This window comes from Pseudomonas sp. B15(2017) (assembly GCF_002113215.1).
GTDB lineage: Bacteria > Pseudomonadota > Gammaproteobacteria > Pseudomonadales > Pseudomonadaceae > Aquipseudomonas.
In genome coordinates, this window is record NZ_NEJZ01000017.1 from 48,486 (window position 1) to 67,137 (window position 18,652).

Annotated in this window: 31 protein-coding genes and 1 pseudogene; 6 read left to right on the top strand and 26 right to left on the bottom strand. The window is 55.6% G+C overall.

What is annotated here, in order from left to right; all coding sequences use genetic code 11:
• Positions 1-104: 104 nt before the first annotated feature.
• Positions 105-349 (top strand): annotated as a pseudogene (locus CAF73_RS30565) (hypothetical protein); the annotation flags it as partial.
• 552 nt (positions 350-901) lie between these two features.
• On the opposite strand, the gene CAF73_RS22585 reads toward CAF73_RS30565, so the two are convergent.
• The 9 genes from CAF73_RS22585 to CAF73_RS22620 form a co-directional block, all read right to left on the bottom strand.
• The gene (locus CAF73_RS22585; RefSeq protein ID WP_064596093.1) at positions 902-1,351 is read right to left on the bottom strand and encodes a carboxymuconolactone decarboxylase family protein; all 450 of its coding nucleotides are present in this window, start codon (positions 1,349-1,351) and stop codon (positions 902-904) included.
• Between the two features lie 232 nt (positions 1,352-1,583).
• Positions 1,584-2,633, bottom strand: a complete 1,050-nt coding sequence (locus CAF73_RS22590; protein ID WP_085703876.1) for a tyrosine-type recombinase/integrase — start codon at positions 2,631-2,633, stop codon at positions 1,584-1,586.
• 1 nt (position 2,634) lies between these two features.
• Positions 2,635-2,877, bottom strand: a complete 243-nt coding sequence (locus CAF73_RS22595; RefSeq protein WP_039772214.1) for a DUF4224 domain-containing protein — start codon at positions 2,875-2,877, stop codon at positions 2,635-2,637.
• A gap of 35 nt (positions 2,878-2,912) precedes the next feature.
• On the bottom strand, positions 2,913-3,068 hold the full coding sequence (locus tag CAF73_RS30250; RefSeq protein WP_176247756.1) for a hypothetical protein: 156 nt from the start codon (positions 3,066-3,068) through the stop codon (positions 2,913-2,915).
• A 59-nt stretch (positions 3,069-3,127) separates the two neighbouring features.
• Complete coding sequence (locus tag CAF73_RS22600; RefSeq protein WP_085703877.1) at positions 3,128-3,706, bottom strand: hypothetical protein; 579 nt, start codon at positions 3,704-3,706, stop codon at positions 3,128-3,130.
• Positions 3,707-3,757: 51 nt separating this feature from the next.
• Positions 3,758-4,075: a hypothetical protein gene (locus CAF73_RS22605; protein WP_085703878.1), complete on the bottom strand. Its 318-nt coding sequence runs from the start codon at positions 4,073-4,075 to the stop codon at positions 3,758-3,760.
• A 17-nt stretch (positions 4,076-4,092) separates the two neighbouring features.
• Complete coding sequence (locus tag CAF73_RS22610; RefSeq protein WP_085703879.1) at positions 4,093-4,887, bottom strand: site-specific DNA-methyltransferase; 795 nt, start codon at positions 4,885-4,887, stop codon at positions 4,093-4,095.
• A gap of 49 nt (positions 4,888-4,936) precedes the next feature.
• Positions 4,937-5,383, bottom strand: a complete 447-nt coding sequence (locus CAF73_RS22615; RefSeq protein ID WP_085703880.1) for a hypothetical protein — start codon at positions 5,381-5,383, stop codon at positions 4,937-4,939.
• Between the two features lie 73 nt (positions 5,384-5,456).
• Positions 5,457-6,239: a hypothetical protein gene (locus CAF73_RS22620; protein WP_085703881.1), complete on the bottom strand. Its 783-nt coding sequence runs from the start codon at positions 6,237-6,239 to the stop codon at positions 5,457-5,459.
• A 106-nt stretch (positions 6,240-6,345) separates the two neighbouring features.
• On the opposite strand from CAF73_RS22620, the gene CAF73_RS22625 reads away from it, so the two are divergent.
• Together CAF73_RS22625 and CAF73_RS22630 are read left to right on the top strand one after the other, a co-directional pair.
• Complete coding sequence (locus CAF73_RS22625) at positions 6,346-7,077, top strand: hypothetical protein (protein ID WP_085703882.1); 732 nt, start codon at positions 6,346-6,348, stop codon at positions 7,075-7,077.
• Positions 7,078-7,154: 77 nt separating this feature from the next.
• Positions 7,155-7,388, top strand: a complete 234-nt coding sequence (locus CAF73_RS22630) for a hypothetical protein (protein WP_085703883.1) — start codon at positions 7,155-7,157, stop codon at positions 7,386-7,388.
• Here CAF73_RS22630 and CAF73_RS22635 read toward each other — a convergent pair.
• A complete protein-coding gene (locus tag CAF73_RS22635; RefSeq protein ID WP_085703884.1) occupies positions 7,385-8,308 on the bottom strand; it encodes a DNA cytosine methyltransferase in 924 nt (307 codons plus the stop codon). The genes CAF73_RS22630 and CAF73_RS22635 overlap by 4 nt on opposite strands.
• 101 nt (positions 8,309-8,409) lie before the next feature.
• Between CAF73_RS22635 and CAF73_RS29960 the strand changes: the two genes are divergently transcribed.
• Positions 8,410-9,042 (top strand): tail fiber assembly protein, encoded by a 633-nt coding sequence (locus CAF73_RS29960; protein WP_139834864.1) that lies wholly within the window; start codon positions 8,410-8,412, stop codon positions 9,040-9,042.
• Here CAF73_RS29960 and CAF73_RS22640 read toward each other — a convergent pair whose 3' ends face one another.
• Positions 9,043-9,912, bottom strand: coding sequence for a hypothetical protein (locus tag CAF73_RS22640; protein WP_085703885.1), 870 nt, complete (start codon positions 9,910-9,912; stop codon positions 9,043-9,045).
• A gap of 90 nt (positions 9,913-10,002) precedes the next feature.
• Between CAF73_RS22640 and CAF73_RS29965 the strand changes: the two genes are divergently transcribed.
• On the top strand, positions 10,003-10,227 hold the full coding sequence (locus CAF73_RS29965) for a hypothetical protein (RefSeq protein WP_139834865.1): 225 nt from the start codon (positions 10,003-10,005) through the stop codon (positions 10,225-10,227).
• Between the two features lie 43 nt (positions 10,228-10,270).
• Here CAF73_RS29965 and CAF73_RS22645 read toward each other — a convergent pair whose 3' ends face one another.
• The 13 genes from CAF73_RS22645 to CAF73_RS22700 form a co-directional block, all read right to left on the bottom strand.
• On the bottom strand, positions 10,271-10,654 hold the full coding sequence (locus CAF73_RS22645) for a hypothetical protein (RefSeq protein WP_085703886.1): 384 nt from the start codon (positions 10,652-10,654) through the stop codon (positions 10,271-10,273).
• An 81-nt stretch (positions 10,655-10,735) separates the two neighbouring features.
• Positions 10,736-11,200: a hypothetical protein gene (locus CAF73_RS22650; protein WP_085703887.1), complete on the bottom strand. Its 465-nt coding sequence runs from the start codon at positions 11,198-11,200 to the stop codon at positions 10,736-10,738.
• Entirely contained in the window at positions 11,197-11,439 is a 243-nt protein-coding gene (locus CAF73_RS22655) for a hypothetical protein (RefSeq protein ID WP_085703888.1), read from the bottom strand. Before CAF73_RS22655 ends, CAF73_RS22650 begins: the two co-directional genes overlap by 4 nt.
• Before the next feature lie 7 nt (positions 11,440-11,446).
• Positions 11,447-12,010 (bottom strand): siphovirus Gp157 family protein, encoded by a 564-nt coding sequence (locus CAF73_RS22660; protein ID WP_085703889.1) that lies wholly within the window; start codon positions 12,008-12,010, stop codon positions 11,447-11,449.
• Positions 12,007-12,735 carry a hypothetical protein gene (locus tag CAF73_RS22665; protein ID WP_085703890.1) on the bottom strand — a complete coding sequence of 243 codons (729 nt, stop codon included), beginning with the start codon at positions 12,733-12,735 and terminating at the stop codon, positions 12,007-12,009. The genes CAF73_RS22660 and CAF73_RS22665 overlap by 4 nt, the downstream gene beginning before the upstream one ends.
• Positions 12,736-12,776: 41 nt before the next feature.
• Entirely contained in the window at positions 12,777-13,094 is a 318-nt protein-coding gene (locus CAF73_RS22670) for a hypothetical protein (RefSeq protein WP_085703891.1), read from the bottom strand.
• A gap of 43 nt (positions 13,095-13,137) precedes the next feature.
• Positions 13,138-13,293, bottom strand: a complete 156-nt coding sequence (locus tag CAF73_RS30255) for a hypothetical protein (RefSeq protein ID WP_176247755.1) — start codon at positions 13,291-13,293, stop codon at positions 13,138-13,140.
• Positions 13,294-13,372: 79 nt separating this feature from the next.
• On the bottom strand, positions 13,373-13,567 hold the full coding sequence (locus CAF73_RS22675; protein ID WP_085703892.1) for a hypothetical protein: 195 nt from the start codon (positions 13,565-13,567) through the stop codon (positions 13,373-13,375).
• Positions 13,564-13,755 (bottom strand): hypothetical protein, encoded by a 192-nt coding sequence (locus CAF73_RS22680; protein ID WP_085703893.1) that lies wholly within the window; start codon positions 13,753-13,755, stop codon positions 13,564-13,566. Before CAF73_RS22680 ends, CAF73_RS22675 begins: the two co-directional genes overlap by 4 nt.
• Entirely contained in the window at positions 13,752-14,189 is a 438-nt protein-coding gene (locus tag CAF73_RS22685) for a hypothetical protein (protein WP_085703894.1), read from the bottom strand. Before CAF73_RS22685 ends, CAF73_RS22680 begins: the two co-directional genes overlap by 4 nt.
• A 24-nt stretch (positions 14,190-14,213) precedes the next feature.
• A complete protein-coding gene (locus CAF73_RS22690; protein ID WP_085703895.1) occupies positions 14,214-15,044 on the bottom strand; it encodes a hypothetical protein in 831 nt (276 codons plus the stop codon).
• Positions 15,045-15,704: 660 nt separating this feature from the next.
• On the bottom strand, positions 15,705-15,959 hold the full coding sequence (locus CAF73_RS22695) for a hypothetical protein (RefSeq protein ID WP_085703896.1): 255 nt from the start codon (positions 15,957-15,959) through the stop codon (positions 15,705-15,707).
• A gap of 60 nt (positions 15,960-16,019) precedes the next feature.
• Positions 16,020-16,274, bottom strand: coding sequence for a hypothetical protein (locus tag CAF73_RS22700; protein ID WP_085703897.1), 255 nt, complete (start codon positions 16,272-16,274; stop codon positions 16,020-16,022).
• A gap of 413 nt (positions 16,275-16,687) precedes the next feature.
• Between CAF73_RS22700 and CAF73_RS22705 the strand changes: the two genes are divergently transcribed.
• The gene (locus tag CAF73_RS22705; RefSeq protein ID WP_085703898.1) at positions 16,688-16,999 is read left to right on the top strand and encodes a DUF1654 domain-containing protein; all 312 of its coding nucleotides are present in this window, start codon (positions 16,688-16,690) and stop codon (positions 16,997-16,999) included.
• Positions 17,000-17,053: 54 nt separating this feature from the next.
• On the opposite strand, the gene CAF73_RS22710 is transcribed toward CAF73_RS22705, so the two are convergent.
• Complete coding sequence (locus tag CAF73_RS22710; protein WP_085703899.1) at positions 17,054-17,620, bottom strand: hypothetical protein; 567 nt, start codon at positions 17,618-17,620, stop codon at positions 17,054-17,056.
• 3 nt (positions 17,621-17,623) lie between these two features.
• A complete protein-coding gene (locus CAF73_RS29970; protein ID WP_139834866.1) occupies positions 17,624-18,616 on the bottom strand; it encodes a hypothetical protein in 993 nt (330 codons plus the stop codon).
• Positions 18,617-18,652 lie beyond the last annotated feature (36 nt).

Consider the following 18,652-nt stretch of genomic DNA (forward strand, 5'->3'; position numbering starts at 1 on the left):
CTTCCTCGCAGACGATCGCGTCAAGCCATTTGAACCTCTTACGTCACTGCTGCGGATGCGCCTGATTCAGGCGGCATCCCGCTGCGGTTGCTCTTGACGGAGCGCCTGCTGAAGCGCGAGGACGATTCGCCCAAGGTAGGCGTAGTCGTGGATTCGACGTCAACGTTGCCGGCAGCCTGACGCCTGAATGGCGGGTAATAGGGAAAACGTGCTGCGCTCAGGCTCGCGGCTGATGAACATCCCGAATAACAGCTTCAACCTTCGGAATATCGAAGTGAAAAACCTGTTCGACGCGTTTGGCAACATCTATGGCTGTCCGGGGGCGCCGCGAACCGTGCAAAGACGGTAATACCTACATCTTGTACCGTGCAGCGCTGGTAGACGCCTCACCTGCCGCGTTATTGCAGCAGGTGAGGCAATTTGCGCCGGCTGTAGCGGTCGCATACGCAGCACTGATTTGTGGGCGGATCTGATAAACCGCTGAGCAAGTTGCGGAAACTGGCGAAAAGATGTGGAAATGATCCTTAGACAGAGGAGAATTTTTCCTGAAAGCCAGAAACGACAAAGCCCTGAATAATCAGGGCTTTGTCGTATCAAATATGGCGGAGGCGATGGGATTCGAACTCATGGACCTGTTACAGTCGACGGTTTTCAAGACCGTTACATCGACGCAATCAGGCTGCGGCTTGTAGAGATTTTTCGTCCCATTACTTTCATTTTTCAGCACCTCTACAGACCGCATTCTACAAGGGGCCTGCTTCGAGTTATGGAACGAATTTTCGGGCTATTTCGATGGTTTGGCTATGGCACCGATCCGATGGTAAGCCAGATCGGTGATGTCGCCTTCGGCGTGAACCAGCAGCCTTGCCTCACCGGGCAATCGGGATTATCTGAAGAGTGATTAAGCCTTGGCAGCTGGCTTCAGCCTGAAAGTGACACCCATACGGTTGAATGCATTCATGGCGGCGATTGTCGCGGTCAAATCGACTAGATCTTTAGCTGTAAATACGGCGGAGGCAGCCGCATATGCGTCGTCGGATACGTGGGTTTCTCCAACCCGAGTCACTTCTTCAGCCCAAGCCAGCGCAGCACGTTCCTGATCGGAAAATAGATATGCTGCTTCGTGCCAGACCGGCACCATAAGGACTTTATCCACCGACATGTATTCTTTGATGAGATCGCGAGAATGCAAATCTATGCAATAAGCGCATCCGTTGATCTGCGATACCCGAAGAAACACCAGGTGGATTATTGAAGGCGGTAGGTCCGTACCCGTGGTGACGTAATGATGCAAACCGGTCATGGCTTTTGCTGCACCAGGAGATACTTCGAACCAATTTTCGCGAGACATTAGAACTCCTCCAGATTGAGTAGATAGACAAGCTAAGCTTTTGAAAGTGCTTATTTTGTTGACTCTAAAGGCTATGTTTGGTGGGGTGTAGATCCAATTTTATTATTTTTTATTAGTCCATTTTTGGAAGGACGGGGATTCCTGAGAGTTGTGAAAACGCTACCAATACTTATCAGAGATGCAGATCACACTCAAAAGGGGCCAGCTTCGAGTGATCCAACCGATATTCGGGCTATTTTGATGGTTTGGCGATGGCGCCGACACGGCGGTAAACCCGCTCCGTGATGTCGCCTTTGGTGTGCCCCAGCAGCAGACTCGCCTCGCCGACGTCGGTGATTTCCGATGCAGCTTTTGGCCGAATATCTCGGAATTGAAAGCCGCCGATCTTGGCTGCAAACAACTCGTCGCCGACTTCAAGCGCTGCCGCTTTCGCCTTTTCTCGAGCAGCATCCCAGCGCTTTCTCAGCATCGTGTCCGTCATCCGTTTACCGCTCCGATTGATGATCAGGTAACTCGAAAGGTGCTGGGCATTTCGCTCTGTGATTGCCGTGATCAGCTTGCCCAGGCTGTTTGCTTCTCCGGCGGTCGTTATCTGTATGCGCAGCTTCTTCTGCGTTTTGTTCTGCTGAACGGTTAGATAGCCCCCTTCAACATCATCCTTCCTCATGACAAGCACGTCTGCCGGCCGTTGTCCGGTCAGATAGGCCAGGTCCATCGCGTCTTTCAGCTCCTGAGCTGCCTTTCTGTACACCGCGTCCCAAACCACATCATTTGCGTAATAGTCCCTCGGCGTTTCCTTGTTCTTGCGCACACCCTGGCAAGGGTTTTCCTTTGTCGTCAGGCCCCACTCCCGAGCAATGTTGAAAATATGGGAGAGGGTAGCGATCTCGCGATTCGCCCGAACCTTTGCCGATCTGGCGTCACGGTAGCCGGCAATCGTTGCCGGCGTGATCGAGTCGATCGGTGCGCTATCGAACATCGGCCGCAACTGCTTGATCTCTGCCAGATTGTCTTTCTGTGTGCGCGGCGCCTTCTTCGGCACCACGTCTCGGATGTACCGATCGAAGATGCCTTTCATGGTGCGCAGGTCGAGCGGCTTTTCCTTGGCTTCCAGCTCGGCCCACTTCAACCGGGCTTTATCGAGATCCTTGCCCAGCGGTATGTCTTTGCCGAGCAGGTCACGGTAGTAGTAGGCCGTCCAGGTTGTGCCGTTCTTGCGTTTTCGGGATCGTTTGTACATCCGAGGTGGCAGGTGATGATGCTCGGTCTTGCGGGGGCGCATATCAGTTCACTCGCGAAAAGTCTGGCGTCCATGCCGGCGCGGCCGGCGGTGGGTTCGGGTCGGCAATGGTAGGGCTGATCATGCCCAGCTTCATGCGGGCGTACATGCGACCCACTAGCGGGCGCTTGCCCCGGCTTTCGACAAACACCCACTGGCGATCAATCAGCCAGCGGCGTTGGTAGGCCCTGGCCTTGTAGCCGGTGAGTTCGGCCAGTTCCTCGTCAGAGAGGATTTCGGTTTCCATGGGATTCTCCACGCCGCCGGCGGCGGCAGAAGGTTTTAATGAAGGGTCACGCTGTCCTGCCCTGGGGCGATGGCGCGAGCCTGTTGTTCGGTGCGGAAGGACATGTGCTGTTTGGTGCCGTTGCAGTCAGCGGTTACCCACCAGAGCCCGAATAGCTTGTGCGGGCCCTTGATGATCTTCGTGATGGTCATGGCGCACTTCCTTGCCCGGGTGGGCGGTGCCGCGCGGGGCGGCAGAAGGTGGTGATGGTTCAGGGTTTGAACTCTTCGGCGGGGCACAACTTTCTCGCGTAGTCGAGCAGATCGGCCGACCACTCACGGCCGACGCCATCGTCAAAGGCGAAAAGCATTCCCGCGATGGCTTTGCGCAGGCTTTCTTTCTCAGCGGTCAAGCTGTCCACCAGAAGGCGAAGCCTCTCGGCCTCATCCTTTTCATCCTCTGCCAGCAGTTCGAAGTGTTCGGCTGGCTCCCACGGCGAAGGGATGACATTCGTCACCCAGTCGGACCAATGCTCGACGCTTTCGCCGCGCGCGATCCGCTCTGCCTTCAGCGTTTCGCCAATTTCACGTAGTTCCTTTGCCCGCTGGGCCGCATCCTCCTTGTTGACGCATGGCGATACGTCACCCGGCCCCACGCTGTGGATCGCCCAAAGCTCGAGCTTCGGCTCCGCCAAGACTCGCCGCAGGTAGACCACCGCAGCCCGGAGAGGATCTTTTTCCTCCATCTCGCTGAGGATCTGCTCGACCGTAGCGCGCTCAAGGGTTACCACCTCAGTGGCTGGGCCGGGAGCGGCAGTCATTGCCTCGATGATTCGTTCGATTTCAGACATACGAATTCCTCGCCCGCCGTACACCGGCAGGCTGTTGAGTAGGGGGAGGGGTTACTGCTGGATGAGTTCGGCGGGAACTTCGACCGTGGCGCCGCGCTTGGCGAAGACCACGGCGCGGAACACGGCGACAGTTCTGGTTTCGCCGATCTGGCGGTTGAACGGATCGTTCGTCGCATCGGCCAGCCACGAGTGCCGGTGGCCAGCGTCGACCCAGACGCCGTACTTCGTGATCAGTTGCTCGGCGTCGGGAAGGGCGAAGAGATCCAGCTGGCCCGCCACGGGCTGCTGGTCACCCTCGATTGCGTTGATTGCCCAGTCCAGCGCTTGGCCAGCCAGTTCCTCGGTGCGGACGCTTATGTATCGGGTCATAGGTCGTCAACTCGCTTTCAGGCGGTAGCCTCGAACAGATCAATTTGCGGTACCGGGGCGTCGCGCACGGCAATCGCGTCGATGATTCTCGCGTGGGCGATATCGAGGTAGCCAAGCCGGTTTCCTTGTTCGTCGAGATCTCGTTCGATGCCGATGAACTGCCGGCCGAGCTGCATGCACGCAACGCCAGTGGTTCCGCTACCCATCGAGTTATCGAGAACTGTTTGCCCAGCATTGGTGTAGGTGCTGATCAGGAACTTCATCCACGCGACAGGCTTCTGCGTAGGGTGGAAGCTGCCGGTCTGCTTGTCGCTCGAGAAGAACTGCACCGATCGCGGGTACCGTTCCGTAGAGTCATACTCGGTGAGTGCCAATGCCTTGCCGTAGCACTCTGAGTTGACCGTCTTGCGCTTCGCCGTCTTTCGCTCATGCCCGGTTGACATCTGCGGGTTGTACACCGGCTGCTTGCGATAGAAAACTTGAGCGCTTTCGTGTGCCCGCAGCGGCTGCTTCTTGGCGTTGAGGAAGCCAGTTGCGTTGCCTTTCTCCCAGATCCACTCGTACCGGTATAGATTTGGATTACTCGCCACCAGCATCGAGGCGAACGGCTGAGCGGCGCACAGCACGATGGCAGCCTCGGGCTTGGCGATTCGCAGGTACTCCCGCCAGAGCGGTTCGAGGGGGATTATGGTGTCCCAGGCACATTGCGTGGAGCCGTAGGGCAGATCGGCCAGCACCATATCGACGCTGGCGTCAGGCAATTGCTTCATGACCTCCAAGCAGTCGCCGAGGTAGAGCTGGTATTCGGTCATCGCCGCGGCCCCTTGTAGATGAGGTAGGCCATGTAGAGCGGGGCGAAGATCATGGCGTCACCTTCTTTGCGGCGCGCTGCGCTTCGTGGAATTTCAGCACCTCTTCCATGCCGGTGTTGACCGCAACAATCTCCCGATCAAAGTAGGCCTGGGCGTCAGTTTCGCCATCCGGCGGGAGCTGACCCGGCCCAACCAGTGAGTTGTAAATCCACTCCATGGCTGCGACAGGGCCTCTCCCGTGTTCCTCCTCGATGAGCGCCGAACGCATAGCCAAGATGTAGCGGCCGAACATCAAGTCCATTTCCTTGATCAGGACGCGGCGCGTTTCACTTTCAGAGATGAGGGCCAGCACCACCTCGGGCGAGCACTCCTTGAGGAACTGCTCGTCGCGGTGCAACAGGCCGGCGTCCCCGATCATCCCCGCCCAGCCGTCCGAGCGGATGACTTCGTCGCGGCAACCTTCGGCCAGTTCTTTGAGTTTTGAATAGTCGTTCATCCGATCACCGCCTTTATGGTCAGGGCCAATGGAAGCCAGAAGAAGAGGGTGCAGCCGGCCATGCATTTGAGGATCATGGCGATAACTCCAGTTCGGCCGGCGCCGAAGCGGCCAGAGTTTCGACGGCCAGGGCGTAAACGTCCGGGTGCTGCTTGTCGAAGGCCGGCATGTGTTCAGTTTCGATCCAGGTGCCGCGTACGGTGCCCTTGGCCAGCCATGCCGGCTTGCTCCCGGGCGCCTGCGTCCACGCGGTGACGCCGATGCCGTGGCTGGCGATCTGTTTGGCGGTGATGAAGCCCTGACGACGCAGTTGGGCCAGCACCTTCAATGCCGACTCTTTCCACGGCGTCAGGCGAACAGGAGAGGGAACGCCGGCGGGCAAGTTCGTGACCAGCACCGGCACCTGGCAACGCTCAGGCGGGTTCCAGTCGAACATGTACCAGTCATAAAACGGTTGGTGATTACTGACCTCCAGCAGCGAATGATCGAGGCTGAAGGTGAAACAGTCACCGTGGCGCGTCCAACTCGACCTCGGTACGAGGACCCTCACGCCGAGGTGTTCCAGCATCTTCACGATTCCTTTGCTGGCGTCGGTGATTTTGCTCACGATCACCAGCCGGTAATCCGGCCCGGCGCGCCCGTAGAGCTCGTCGCCGCGACACGGCAGGATCTGGTCAGCTACCTTGGCGTTCAGCTGCATCTTCGCCTCGACGCCGATCTGCCGGCCGTCCTCGTGCACGACCAGAACGTCGAAGCCGGCGGCCTCGGGGTAGCACGTCCAACCGGGCAGTTCTTTGAACTCCTGGATGAACAGCGCGCAGAGGTCAGCCTCCTTTTCGATTTTCTCGATAGGCATGTCTCGTCCTTGCCGCTATAGCGGCTGACTTTGAAGGGGGAGGGAGTTACTGCGTTTAAAGTGTTTTCTTTGCTAAAGTAGCGAAAACAATACAAGGAAGAACTCGTTGAATCGTTTACGAACTTATTGGGTTGATCAAGCTAATTTCTGGTTGAGCCGGAGTCTAGAGTGGTGGGCGCCGTATCTTACAGCCCTATATATAGGTGGTGCTGTTATCATCATGGGTGCAAAGTTTGACGATCTTATTGCGTTGAAATTGAACGAAATAGGAGATCTCGCTGCTGGTGTATTTGGTCCTTTAGCTTTTTTGTGGCTTATTCTAGGGTATCTGCAACAGGGGAAAGAGTTGAAGGCGAGTACGGATGCTTTGAAGCTTCAAGCCAAAGAGCTAAATAACTCCGTTGCGCAACAAAAGATGATGGTCGCATCCCAGGAAAGAAGTTTAATAAACTATGAAAATTCTATCGAGCCACTGCTGAAGGCGCTTGTGGTTTATGCGGGTTGGGATGAAGATGGTTTTTACTGCACTGTTAGTATTGAGAATTTTGGAGAGTACTGTGAGTTAATTAATGTGTATTCTCATGCGAAAAGTGGAGCGTCAAGTTTGGATAATTTGGATCCACTATTTACTGGGGATTTGGTAACTTATAGATTTTATGGGTTAAAAGAATTTGAGGAGTTTGAAGTAATAGTAGAGTATACGGCTAGGAGTGGAATTAAGAACGCTCAGAGCTTTGATATGAAAACGTATCGCGATGACGATGAATCGAAGCACAGATATTTTGTGAAGAAAATTCCTTTTTTGTCATCGAGTTTCTATAGAAATCCTACCCTCTAGTTAGCCGTTTCATACCCGGGCGGTAGAGGGTGGTGAGGGATCAGCTACAGTTCAGCGATCAGCCAATGGAGGTGGGTATGGATTGCTTTATCTGTGGCACCGAATCACGTGAGGTGCCATCGACGGGAGACTTCAAACAAGTCGCCTGCTCTGAGTGTGGTGAGTACAGGCTGTCAGGGACGGCGATTGCGCTTTTCAAAGAACACAACTGGAAGTTTGATGTCGACCTCACTCGGCGCTGGCTTACTACTCAGCAACTGCTCGGTACCATTCCTTTGATCGATTCGAGTCGTGCCGCTTCGCTGATTTAAGCGGCAGCCTTCAATGCCTCGATGATCCGCTGCCCGGCGAGTGGCGGCACTGCGTTGCCTGCCATGTGCATGGTCAGGCGGTGGTTGTCGGGACGCAGGGTGTTGGCGGGGAACGACATCGCCGCCAGCGCTTCATTTGCTGAAAGCATGCGCATCTGGTCGCCACGCACGAGAGCCCACCGGTCAAGCGTGGTGATGGTGCCGATCGGTCGGTTGATGTCGCGCCCGGTAAGTCCAGAGCCTTTGCCATAGTAGGGCATGATGAACTGGTCGCCGAAGCGTTCCCGGCCGTTTCTGACCCGGTCCAGCGTGGCCTGTGCGCGGCCCGGCTTCTCGATTGGTGACCAGCGGCCGGCTTCGAACTCAAGGAAGCTGGCCGCTGGCACGTGCTGGCGGCGGTGCAGCTCGAGCATCAGCGGCGACTTACTGCGCGTGCAGACCAGGAACAGCCTGACGCGGTGCTTAGGTACACCGAGGTCTGCGCAATCCACGACATGGGGCGCGATCATGTAGCCCAGCGCGGCCATGGCCTGAGACCAGGCTGGATAAAGCGCCCAGTCGGTGAACTCTTCGACGTTCTCGACCAAAACCACTTCGGGGTGGTGGAACTCGGCGGCGGACACCACGGCCCACGCTGTTGACCGGGAGGCGTCGTGCTGAGCGTTACCTGACTTCTTGCCGCGTGCTTTCGAGTGACCCTGACAGCATGGGGAGGCCAGCATGATGTCGTGGGCCGGAACCTTCGACCAATCCGCTTGGTGCAAGTCCTGGCAGACGTGTATCGCTTCCGGGTGGTTGGCGCTGTGCCATTCGACGGCGACCGGCCAGTGGTTGGCCGCCCAGATTACTTCGATGCCGGCATCGCGGGCACCGGTTGACCATCCGCCGAGACCGGCGAACAAATCGATTGCAGTGGGCATGTGCGTCCTATGCCGGGGCATGCCCGGGCGGTGAAGTAGCAATTTGATGTTGGTTTGTGGTTTATTGGTTCCGAGTTTTTACTATTTAAAAGAGGCAGCTAGTGAGCATAGAAAATCTGATGATGACAATTCACAGAGTTCCTAAAATAGAATTAGATACGGGAACAGACTGGACTGCAGTTTGGACTGCCGTCGGAACCTCACTAGCAACAATCGCTGTGGTGCTAATCACTACTTTGTATACGGCTTATTCTTTTCGTAAGACTATCAAGGCTCAAAAAGAATTGGCCGATGCACAAGAGGCTAGCCGTATAGCGCATTCAAAAGCTGAAGCTGTCGCACGCAGCAGGCAGGATTGGATAAATAGCTTGAGGGATGAGGTGGCGTTGTTTATCGCCACAGGTGACGAACTCGCCGCCGCATCGGGGAAGCTTCATGATAAAACTCCTTCGAACCCACAAACCCCTGAAGATGTGCAGCGCTCAAAAGATTTATATAGCCAACTTTACACCGATTTTGCTCGCAGCCTAATGACGGCAAAGTTGCATTATTCTAGGGTTCAGCTATATACAAATCCTACAGAAAAAGAAACAGACGAACTCTTAGGGGCTATGAATGCATACATTCAAGCATCTGTGAGTTGCAAACCTACTGCGGACTTAGGTGGTGTAGTGGTAAGAGTTACCCAAACAATAATAAAAAACGAATGGAGAAGAGTTAAAGCAATGAAGTGATTAATCCCCGCAGAAACAATCGATGTCTTCTGCCAGATACTCGAAATGGAAGTTGGTCTGTCTGGAGCGTTGCTCGGCAGACCAGCCCATCGTTTTGTAATCAGCACGATCCTGTCGAAACACCTGGCCGAACCGTTCTTCAGTGCCCGACCACCAGATAACCCGCGACGGGTCATCCATGATGGTCTTGATGAGCTTTCCTTCGTTCTTCTTCCAGCACAGGTCGCAGTTGCCGAAGTCTGAGTCCATGCCGAGATCGAAGGGCTGGGCCGCCCAGAACGCGCCGACATCCTCTTTGGTGATGCCGGCGGTGAAGGATGGGCAGACGTTGTCCCAGCGGGTGCCGCCGCGATCATTGGCGGCCATCATTCGATGGTAGCGTTTAGGCTCGTCGTACCGGATCCCCACGACGCAATCCCACTCGGTGTAACCCAAGGCGCGCATGTGCTTCTCGCCGATCTTCACCTTCAGGTATGCCGTGCACATGTTGTTCGAGAAGTTCGGCAGCACCGGCGGCAGGTTCTTCTCTGCTTTCCGGTATGCGGCGTAATACTCGAGCATCATAGTGAACGGCTCCCCGTTGCGGCTGGCCGTCTCGAAGTCCACCAGCTTGTACCAGGGCGCGTCATCGGGCTGGCCGTACACGCGACACCACTCCATCCAGACGATGTTCACTCTCCAACTCTTGGCGATTTGGTCGATGAAGACCAGCGTTTCCTCGCGCTCCTTGCCGGTATTCTGGAAGAACAGGTGAACGTCCGGTGGCAGAACTCCGCCATGCGCTTCGAGAATCTTGTAGACCATGTGCCCGCTGGTGCGACCACCGCTGATGCCGATCTGGGCCGGGCCCGTGATCAGGTAGGGATTCATAACTGCTCCAGACAGCCGATTGCCTCGCCGGCTGGCGTGATTCGTATAAGTGGGTAATATTTGAGGGCCAACCTTTGATCGGAGACAGATATGACCTATCACCGAAACTTTCCTGATGCCAATCTGTATGTTCCGGCAGTCGCAAGCGAAACCGATTGCTTTGAATGCGGGAAATACATTTCAGGAGCAGGTGTCGAATATCATGGTCATGATGCGCAAGGTAAGCTTGCTGCGGTCTATCTACATCCGACCTGTGCAACTGTTGTCGCTCAGAGACTGATCTGTGATGGATATCCAAACCGCCGAGAGGGCTGAAATCCCAGATGTTCGACCGCTGGATGCGCTGCGAAAGTGAGTTTCATTGCGGGATATCGATCTCATCATCAGGCTCTGGCGGATCGTCGGCCAGCGATTTCATGCCGGCGGCCTGAATAATGCGCGACACCTTTTCAGACACGACAAAAGGTGTCGTGACACACTTGAGCATCTGGGCCTGGGTTTCGAAGTCGGCGGCGATCAGGTTGCGCAGCAGGTTCTGGTAAATCTCCTGCTGGTTGTTGAAGCCGTGGGCGGCCATGATCCGCTTGAGGTCTGGCTTGAACACGCCGGCGACCTCAACTGTAAACTTCTCGACGCCCAATGCAGCGTCCTTCGCTGCTGCCTTCTCGCGCTTCTTGCGCTGCTTGATGGCCTCCGCTGTCAGTCGCGGCTCTTCCGGCGCAAGTTCCTGTTCTTCGGCCATGGCCTACCTCTTCAATTCCGCTGGCCGGCAAGTCCAGCCAGGTCTGTCGGCGGCGCGTGGCCGCCCGGTTGATGGTTCGTTTCACGCTGCGACCTTCACCTGATTCCAGGCGCCGGCGGCGAGGAACAGCTTTGCGGCCTCGGCCTCTTCCAGCGACACCTCGGCCGGGATGGCAATCCATCCAGACGCGAGGATGTGGTTCGGATTGCAGCAGTTGCGCAGCTCCAGGTAGTAATGCTCGATCACATCCGTCAGGCGTTCGACCTTGTACATGCCCTGTGGCGAGATCTCCGTGGACTTCAGGTACTCGGCGCCCAGCTCATTCCGGCACATGGCGGCGATGTAGATCGTCCAGTGATAGGAGAAGTCGAACAGGGCGTTGGCGATCGCCAAGCTCCGGATCTGCCGACAGTTCTTCCAGTTCACCATGATCTGGCTGCCGCTTGGGTCGATGTTGACCACCGCGACGTGGTTGGTGCTTAGCAGCGCCCGGCAACTGCGTTCGGCCCGGGCGAAACCGTTGTTGGGTTTGCGTTTCGATTTCATAGCGAGTCCGCCATTTTGCGCAGCGCCTTTCGTTCAGCGGCCGATATCGGCTTCGGGCGCCGCTTGAGGACCGTTTCAGGGTCTATTTTCTTCGAGCGGGGCGGTGGCAGCGGGTTGCGCGGCGGACTTTTCAATTGGTCGATCTGTCCGCCGGCGGCCAGGAACTGGGCGACCTGTTCAGAGATCGCCTCAGCGTCCGGCCGGTGCTGCTCCACCAGGTTGAGGTGGTTGCTGATCATGCTGACCTCACTTGATCCGGATCGAGCTTTCGCCACGCTCAAGGTGCGCCCAGGCTGGTTCCGGTAGCAGTTCATGCTCCGCGTCTTCGCCGGCGGCCATGCGTTTGCGCACAGCTTCGTTGTGCTCACGAATTTCCTTGAGCTTGGCGGCGATCGCATTCTTGTCCGGCGCGATGCTGGTTTTCACTGCGGTCAGCTCGTCCGGTACCGCGTCTTCGTTGTCGACGATGACTTTTTCCTTGCCCAGGGCCAAGGTGATGGTGAATAGCGGGCGTTTGATCGACTTGAGATTGGCGGCTTCCATGTTCCGGCGCAGGTAATCGCTGATCTGCGCTACGCTGTTGGACTTGATGCGCTTGAGCTCGGTCAGCCGTTCAATTTCGGTGTCGATGGCCGTCACGTCGCTTTCAATGTTGCGGCGCAGCATCACGATGTTGTCGGCCTTCACCTCGAACTCGCCTTGGATCTCGTCCATCGCGTGCTGCAGGGCCTCTTTCAGGCCCTCGTCGTCGGTGTCTGCCATTCCCTGAAGTTCGGCGAGCTTGCCTGTGAGTGCGTAGAGTTGCGTCATGCTGCAGTCTCCTGTTTTGGCTCAGCGAGCTTTCTCCACTCAAGGGAAATCCGGGCGGCGCCTTTCTCGTCCTTGCGCAGCGTGAGCTGGCGGACGGCGGTGTCGTGGATCTTCTTGAGTTCGTGCGGAGTTTTGGCGCCTTGCATGGTGTCGATGACTGACTTGATGTAATCGAGCCGGTCCTGCGCCTGCTTTGCGATCTCGGCATCCCTGTCGACAGCCAGCTCGATCGCTTCCTCTTCCTGGCGCTGCTGGACGTAATCGCGATCATCGAACATACCCAGGAACACGTCAGCGCTGAAACCGAGCATCGAAAGGGACTTTTTGATTGCGTCGGTGAGGGACTTCTTCGGCGCCTCGCCGTCCGTGGTGGTTCCGAACTTCGATTTGTAGAGGTAGGGCGTACAGCCGTACTGCTCCAGCTCACCGCGCTCGCCGTCGATCTTGTACCAGAACAGGATTTTTACCGTGTGGTTCAGCTCGAATCCTAGGCTTGCGCGCTTGTCACCTTCGCCAACAAACATTTCGGCGCCCTTGTCGAAGCGCTCTTCGGTTATCTTCCAGCCGAAGCCAATGCCTACCGGGCCGAACACCTCGGTGGCCTTCATGATCATGGCCGTGCCGTTCAGGCTGGTGATTTGCTGGCCGCCGACCTTGGCGTCTTTGGTGAACCTGGTATCGGTTTTTTCAACCCGGTTCCAGATCTGCATGTTTTTATCGGACATGACTGTTCTCCACGCCACCGGAGAGGGGCGCTGTGGGAGGGTTATTCGGTGGCTTTGCTGATTGCGGCGCGGAGCTCGAGGATTTCCCGAAACTCCATGTCCTCGGCTCTGTCGCCGATGCCCGGCACATAGTTGAATGAGTCAATGAACTTTGCCCATGCATCAACCGTTTTCTTGGCGGCTGCCAGTAGTGCAGGAGAGGCGGCGATCAGCTTGGCGTCTGCTTCCTCGTACACGAAGTCGACGACTTGTTCCTGGTCTTCGTTGTAATCGATAGCCCACCCGATTTGCCCCGGGAACCCCAGTCCACCGATCTGTCGAGCGACCCACGGTCCCGGCGTGTGTTTTTTATCGGTCATGACGATTCCTTGCCGCGCCCAGCGCGGCGATTGAATGCTTGGTTTATTGAGTGATGCGGTCGGCGAGGGCGCTGAGCAGCATCAGAAGGGTGAAGACCCCGATGGCGGAGAACGAGCCGCGCCGGATCAGAATGCGGCGGGCCAGCTGCCGGGAGGTCACCGGAACACCCGGTAGGTGGTTGGCTGCGGTACTTGGCACACACCAGAGTCACTGGTGATGACTTTGTAAGCGCCTGCACTGGCAACAAGGATGACGACAAGCGCCCAGTAGAAGAGATTCATGGCCGAACCCTCGCGGCGATGCGGCCGCCTTTCATGGTCACTGACAGGCGCTGCGGCAGATCCTGAACCAGATCCTCGCGCTTGCGGCCGATCACCTCGTTGAAGGGCAGGCCGAAGCCGAGGATGGCGATGCGGCGCTCCATGTCGTCGAGCTGTTCATCGATCAGCGTTTTTACCGGTGGCGTACTCATGCAGCCTCCTTGCGCTGCCGACTGATCTTCAGCAGGCGGGCGCTGTAGTGGTGAAATTCCTCGGCGGTGATGTCGCCGGCGGTGAAGTGGCGGACAATCAGACCCTCGGTCAGGGTGTCGTCCAGATCGCGGTTGCCGGGATGCTCCAGGGCTTCCAGCGCCTGATCGATGGCGATGTGCGGGCTCACAGGTCACCGTCCACATCGTCTTCTGCTGCCTCGATCTCAGCGGCCACCGCATCGGCGGCGTGCGGGCGGAGGAAGTTGGCGGCGATCGCTTCCAGTTGCGTGACAGGGCTATCAGTGCCCAGCAAGTGCTTGGCGTGCGTCATAGCCTCGGACGGGCTGCCAACCACGACGGCCAGCACCAGGTTGGCGAACGAGTCGCGATCATCCAGCCCGTCGATCTGCCGCTGGTTCAGGTGGTGCTGGAGGTGTTCGGCGTATTGCGCCGTGGTCACCTTCTGCACCGGGCCGAACCGGCGCTTCCATTCAACATCAGAGCCGCACACCAACTGTTCAGCGGCGCCTTCCAGCCATTCCCGTTCTTCGTCCGACTCGCTCACCGCCGGCGGCAACTGCGCGTCGAAGTTGGCCTGACAGAGTTTCAGTGCTGCGTTCATGGTTGCCTCCAGAGCGGTGGGGTTTTATTTGGCCGGCTTTGCCTTGGCTGGCGCTTTTTCCTCAAGATCGGCGAGTTCTTTTTTGAGATTGGCAATTCGCTTAACTCGCTGGGCGTCCGCCTCTGCGTCGCACTTCTGAATGGCTGCCTCAGGAATTACGATTCCTTCGATTTTTTGCCAGGACGACAAATGAAACGAACTGCGCTTATCGGCGAGATATGAAGCGGCCTGCTTGTCACACTCGGCCTGCGCAAGGGTTAAAGCCTCCGCGTAGCTGCATACTGGGAAAACCTGGTCGCTTCCGCCGCTGCCATCGCGATAGCTGTGCAGGCGATAGGTAAGATTTCCATCTGAGTAACCGTAAACGGAAAGCAGCTTGATTCCGTCTACCTGCATGCGCCCGTGGTAGGTGTCTATGTCATATGCCTTACTGCCTTCTTCCCACTCGAAAATCTCGGGCGAATAGCCAGAAATGAAAACGTGAGTGATCTGCCCGGACAAAACCTTCTTCAGAAGATCCAGCTGGTCTGATTCTGAGTTTTCGACGAATTTGAACAAGGCATCAGCATGGTGCTTCGCCTTGTCCTTGATCATGGTCAAGCGCCTTGCTTGCTGATCAATGCTCGACTCCAACTCCTTGCGCGATCGCTCGTACCGCGCCTCAAGCTCGCGCAGGTTCTTTTCTTTCCACGATTCAGCTGGCGCGTCATGGAGGCTTTTCACCACGAAGTTTTCGCCGCTCGGGATCTCTTGCCCGGCGCTGACGAAGATCTCTTGCACGATGGTTTGCTCAGCGTTGAGCTTGCCGACGACCAAAACCTTTTTGCCGTCGCTGGTGTACTTGATATCGGTCATCGCTTGCTCCTGGTTGATCCAACAAAACTCGGATGCACTCATCCGCTCCGCTGGTTGCTGTTGGGCGCGGAGGGGAGTGCATTCGGGATTTGTCGGGGAGAGTGGCCCGGTCTCGCTGCTGGCGACAGACCGGGGTTGCAGCATCAGATTGTCGACGTTCGTACGGGTGGCCTGCCGTAATTACGGCCGATGCGCGGTGACATCGACAGCCTACTGTCCGCTGCCTGTATGAGAGATGGGCGTTGGCCTTCAGGCTTGCCGCGCCGCGCGAGGTCAATCAGTCCAACTATTTTATGATGGTCATCCTCCAATGCGCGCCGTTGGCATCTTGGCGGGCGCTCGCCGTACTCAGTCTTCAAAAATGCAGACGACCGGAGCTGATCCCGGCATGACTATTAGCGGCCTTAGTGACACCGGAGTTTCACCGGGGCGAAGGTTTCAGCCGCTTATTCTTGGACTAGCCGTGGCCATCTGGGCGCTTACTCACTCTACCGGCCACGATTCCCGCGATCCCTCAGGTCTTACACTTGCCCATCAGCCTGGGCATTCATCCGCATCGGATTGCGATCTTGCTGAACTTCAATCAGCACCTCCCTCGCGAGCGGGCGCCCTGTCTGGAAGATCGCAAACCGATGCGCTCTCATAGAGAGGATCGGGCAGTTAACGACAGGCTGTCGTGGCGCTGGTTGTTGCTGCAAATTCGTCGAGCTCGGCCATGTATCCGACGTTGTTCAGGTCGACGCTGTTTGTCGACATCCCGTGGTCAAGGATGAGCCTCAGGCATTCACGGCTTCCATTCTCCAGAGTCAGGCAGCTATGTTTGCCAAGGCCTTGAAATTCACCGCTTGCCAAGCCTTCAAGGCGCTTCTCGTGGTGCAGGCGGTCGTAGTGTCGCTGTCTTTCATGAAGGCTCATTCCGTGTACTCCGGTTGATTTCCCGTCTGGCCCTGTCGCCAAGGCCAGCCAGTGAAATCGTCATGCTGCGAAAAGCTCTTGCTGAGCTGGTTGTGGTGCGCAGCGCTGTAGGCCTGCTCTTACCGCTGACTCCAGCAACTCGGCGTCTTGTTCCAGCTCCGGGAAGCATCCAGGAACGAGGCTGATTGCTTGGCGAAGCTCGGCGGCGCGACTCTGCAGCGCCGGGATAACGATGGAGCGCATGTTGCCGACGGTGCGGCGGTCAAGGCTGCATTCCCGGCAGAGCCGGATGTAGTCGAGGATGAATTTCGGCATTTCGTGTTCCTCCGATGATTTCCAATGCCGCCTCATCGAAGCGGCATCAGTAAATCTGTTGGTCTTGCTTTCCGCCCCATGCGCGGCGCCTCGGTTTCCCCACCTGGCCGGCGTCACACATTTCGTGTTCGATGTTCTTCGCCGGCTGGCTTGCATGGTTTGGCGTCCTCCCATATGGGGAGTCCGGCAGGTTCCAGAGCCTGCATGGGGATCGAAGTTTGTGTTTCGCGCTATGCCCGTTTCCGGGGATCGATCCGCGAAGATTCCTGACTGTTAAAGAGCGGCGGGTCTCTTGAGGCCCTGTCCAAGTGCAAGTGGACTTGCATTTATAAAAGCATGCTGGTGTTCTCAATGCAAGCAAGCTTGTATTTATTTTTAATACTGTATGCGCATCCAGTAGTCAGGAGTTGGGTATGAGTAGCCAAGAAAAGAGCCGGTCGCAGAATGATCGCCAAGTGTTAACCGGCCTGGAGCGGCTATCGCTCAGGGTGTCGTCGATGATCAATCACCCGGTAGCGCAGATTCAGCGATGGGTGACGATCCATCGACTGGACACGGATGGAGAAAGGGAGTGGGAGGAGGTGATGGGCCTTCTGTCAGAGACGGAATGCATAGATATGACGTTCAACGATGATGAATCAGTGACGCTTAAGTGGGACTCGGGTGTAGATGATGGCGGGCAGGTCGAGGTTTTGGACATGCTAGAGGAGGCGGCACCGTTCTGACGAGAAAAGAAAAGCCCGCATTTAGCGGGCTTATTCACATACTGCAGAGCTATCTCACTCTTGCAACTTATAGCCTAAATAGTAAAGCCCCCAGAAAGTAGCTAAAATCATTTGATACGTAAAAAGAAGAAGCATGAAAATAGAGGTAGAATATATATAGTGGCCGACTAGGGTCCCGTTGTAAATAAATCCATTCAGTTCGGAGCCAAATGAAATAAGGGTGATGCAAAAAATTACAATGGTGATGCTTTCCCCTGTCAGAAATGCGAATAACATCGCTAAAAAACGCCGCCTTGTTAGATCTATAGTGTTCTCTCTCCCTCTTAGTTTTATGACAACTTTAGGAGTTGGTTCGGGTAGAATATCATCTATATCTAGACGGCCAAAAGTAGCTATCGCAGCGAGGGCGGCAATATAAAAGCCAGGAAGTGATTGAACGAAAGAAAGCAGCATCGCAATCATCCCGTTGGGCTCTACCAATTTAGAAGTGTTGGAGAGTAGGGCGATCAGTGCGATGCTAATTGAAGCCAATATGCATGGATAAAGCCAGTCAACAACCCACTTATATGGGTGCTGGATGGCTAGATATCCAAAAGGTTTAAGGAGCTGGCCTATTAACATTATTCACTCCATGAGTGCTAGAACTTCCTTGATTATAAAGTTATTCGCCACTTCAAAGCTATTGGTATTTACAAGAGGGGCCGAAATAATGTGGCGTTTTATATATTTTTCGTTGTCTATTAATTTTCCTGAGTCTGCCGAAATAGTAGCTTCACGAGGCTCACCATCTCCGTTTTTGAAACGCAACCGCATCTGTTTGTATTCGACTTGATTCTTGGTGATTTTGTTGCGTATCTGCCTCACGGATGACGCAACAGAAGCCATTAATCCTGGTTCTGGGCGGAGCTCAATGGTGCGCAGTCTTTCCTTGACTGCTCCAGTATCGTCCCATGTTGCTCCCTCTTCCGAAAAACTGAGTAACTGGATTGAAGATAAGGTTCCACCGTTTAGATCATTTTCAAACTCGGCTGACGGGTGACCTTGGAACTCAATTTGGTGAAGAAGATGAACCATCATCGGCTCGCCTTTGGCATTTTTAGCGCCGTTGACGTTGGGAATCATATACTTGCTTGGAAACTGCTTCTTGCAAGCACGAAACAGAAACCTGATATAATCACTTATGCTACTGGCGTGTAGTCCGGAACCATACACCGTCTCAATAACGCATAGATAGTAATTATCTCCTTTTACCGGATTGAAATCGAGAATGACATGAGCAGAATAGTCCCCGCCGTGCCCTGGCGGTTTTTGGTGGACTACTCGACTTTTTGACTCGGGATCGGTCGACACGGCATCAGGAGCGTTCGGGTCACTTCTGTTAACAAGTAGTACGAGTCTGTCACCCTTTAGTTGCATATCTGACAAATAAAGCTTTGCGGACGTATCAGTTCGTCCTTTTTTTACTATTTTATCTCCATTCGAAAATAGCGTGCGGATATCCTCGTATAGATCTCGAAGAGACTTAGGTTGTGCATCGAAAAGAGCCAGGTTACCTGCTGCTCTAGATGTTCCTAAAGCTGATATTTTCAAATCATAAAACGTTGCAGTCCTGTGCATGACTTTCTCTTCACCTAGTGTTGGCTGTTTGGCAGT

Coding starts and splice junctions, on each gene's coding strand:
- CAF73_RS22585 (WP_064596093.1), bottom strand. CDS start 1,351: ATGTCTCGCGAAAATTGGTTCGAAGTATCTCCTGGTGCAGCAAAAGCC.
- CAF73_RS22590 (WP_085703876.1), bottom strand. CDS start 2,633: ATGCGCCCCCGCAAGACCGAGCATCATCACCTGCCACCTCGGATGTAC.
- CAF73_RS22595 (WP_039772214.1), bottom strand. CDS start 2,877: ATGGAAACCGAAATCCTCTCTGACGAGGAACTGGCCGAACTCACCGGC.
- CAF73_RS30250 (WP_176247756.1), bottom strand. CDS start 3,068: ATGACCATCACGAAGATCATCAAGGGCCCGCACAAGCTATTCGGGCTC.
- CAF73_RS22600 (WP_085703877.1), bottom strand. CDS start 3,706: ATGTCTGAAATCGAACGAATCATCGAGGCAATGACTGCCGCTCCCGGC.
- CAF73_RS22605 (WP_085703878.1), bottom strand. CDS start 4,075: ATGACCCGATACATAAGCGTCCGCACCGAGGAACTGGCTGGCCAAGCG.
- CAF73_RS22610 (WP_085703879.1), bottom strand. CDS start 4,887: ATGACCGAATACCAGCTCTACCTCGGCGACTGCTTGGAGGTCATGAAG.
- CAF73_RS22615 (WP_085703880.1), bottom strand. CDS start 5,383: ATGAACGACTATTCAAAACTCAAAGAACTGGCCGAAGGTTGCCGCGAC.
- CAF73_RS22620 (WP_085703881.1), bottom strand. CDS start 6,239: ATGCCTATCGAGAAAATCGAAAAGGAGGCTGACCTCTGCGCGCTGTTC.
- CAF73_RS22630 (WP_085703883.1), top strand. CDS start 7,155: ATGGATTGCTTTATCTGTGGCACCGAATCACGTGAGGTGCCATCGACG.
- CAF73_RS22635 (WP_085703884.1), bottom strand. CDS start 8,308: ATGCCCACTGCAATCGATTTGTTCGCCGGTCTCGGCGGATGGTCAACC.
- CAF73_RS22640 (WP_085703885.1), bottom strand. CDS start 9,912: ATGAATCCCTACCTGATCACGGGCCCGGCCCAGATCGGCATCAGCGGT.
- CAF73_RS29965 (WP_139834865.1), top strand. CDS start 10,003: ATGACCTATCACCGAAACTTTCCTGATGCCAATCTGTATGTTCCGGCA.
- CAF73_RS22645 (WP_085703886.1), bottom strand. CDS start 10,654: ATGGCCGAAGAACAGGAACTTGCGCCGGAAGAGCCGCGACTGACAGCG.
- CAF73_RS22650 (WP_085703887.1), bottom strand. CDS start 11,200: ATGAAATCGAAACGCAAACCCAACAACGGTTTCGCCCGGGCCGAACGC.
- CAF73_RS22655 (WP_085703888.1), bottom strand. CDS start 11,439: ATGATCAGCAACCACCTCAACCTGGTGGAGCAGCACCGGCCGGACGCT.
- CAF73_RS22660 (WP_085703889.1), bottom strand. CDS start 12,010: ATGACGCAACTCTACGCACTCACAGGCAAGCTCGCCGAACTTCAGGGA.
- CAF73_RS22665 (WP_085703890.1), bottom strand. CDS start 12,735: ATGTCCGATAAAAACATGCAGATCTGGAACCGGGTTGAAAAAACCGAT.
- CAF73_RS22670 (WP_085703891.1), bottom strand. CDS start 13,094: ATGACCGATAAAAAACACACGCCGGGACCGTGGGTCGCTCGACAGATC.
- CAF73_RS22675 (WP_085703892.1), bottom strand. CDS start 13,567: ATGAGTACGCCACCGGTAAAAACGCTGATCGATGAACAGCTCGACGAC.
- CAF73_RS22685 (WP_085703894.1), bottom strand. CDS start 14,189: ATGAACGCAGCACTGAAACTCTGTCAGGCCAACTTCGACGCGCAGTTG.
- CAF73_RS22690 (WP_085703895.1), bottom strand. CDS start 15,044: ATGACCGATATCAAGTACACCAGCGACGGCAAAAAGGTTTTGGTCGTC.
- CAF73_RS22695 (WP_085703896.1), bottom strand. CDS start 15,959: ATGAGCCTTCATGAAAGACAGCGACACTACGACCGCCTGCACCACGAG.
- CAF73_RS22700 (WP_085703897.1), bottom strand. CDS start 16,274: ATGCCGAAATTCATCCTCGACTACATCCGGCTCTGCCGGGAATGCAGC.
- CAF73_RS22705 (WP_085703898.1), top strand. CDS start 16,688: ATGAGTAGCCAAGAAAAGAGCCGGTCGCAGAATGATCGCCAAGTGTTA.
- CAF73_RS22710 (WP_085703899.1), bottom strand. CDS start 17,620: ATGTTAATAGGCCAGCTCCTTAAACCTTTTGGATATCTAGCCATCCAG.
- CAF73_RS29970 (WP_139834866.1), bottom strand. CDS start 18,616: ATGCACAGGACTGCAACGTTTTATGATTTGAAAATATCAGCTTTAGGA.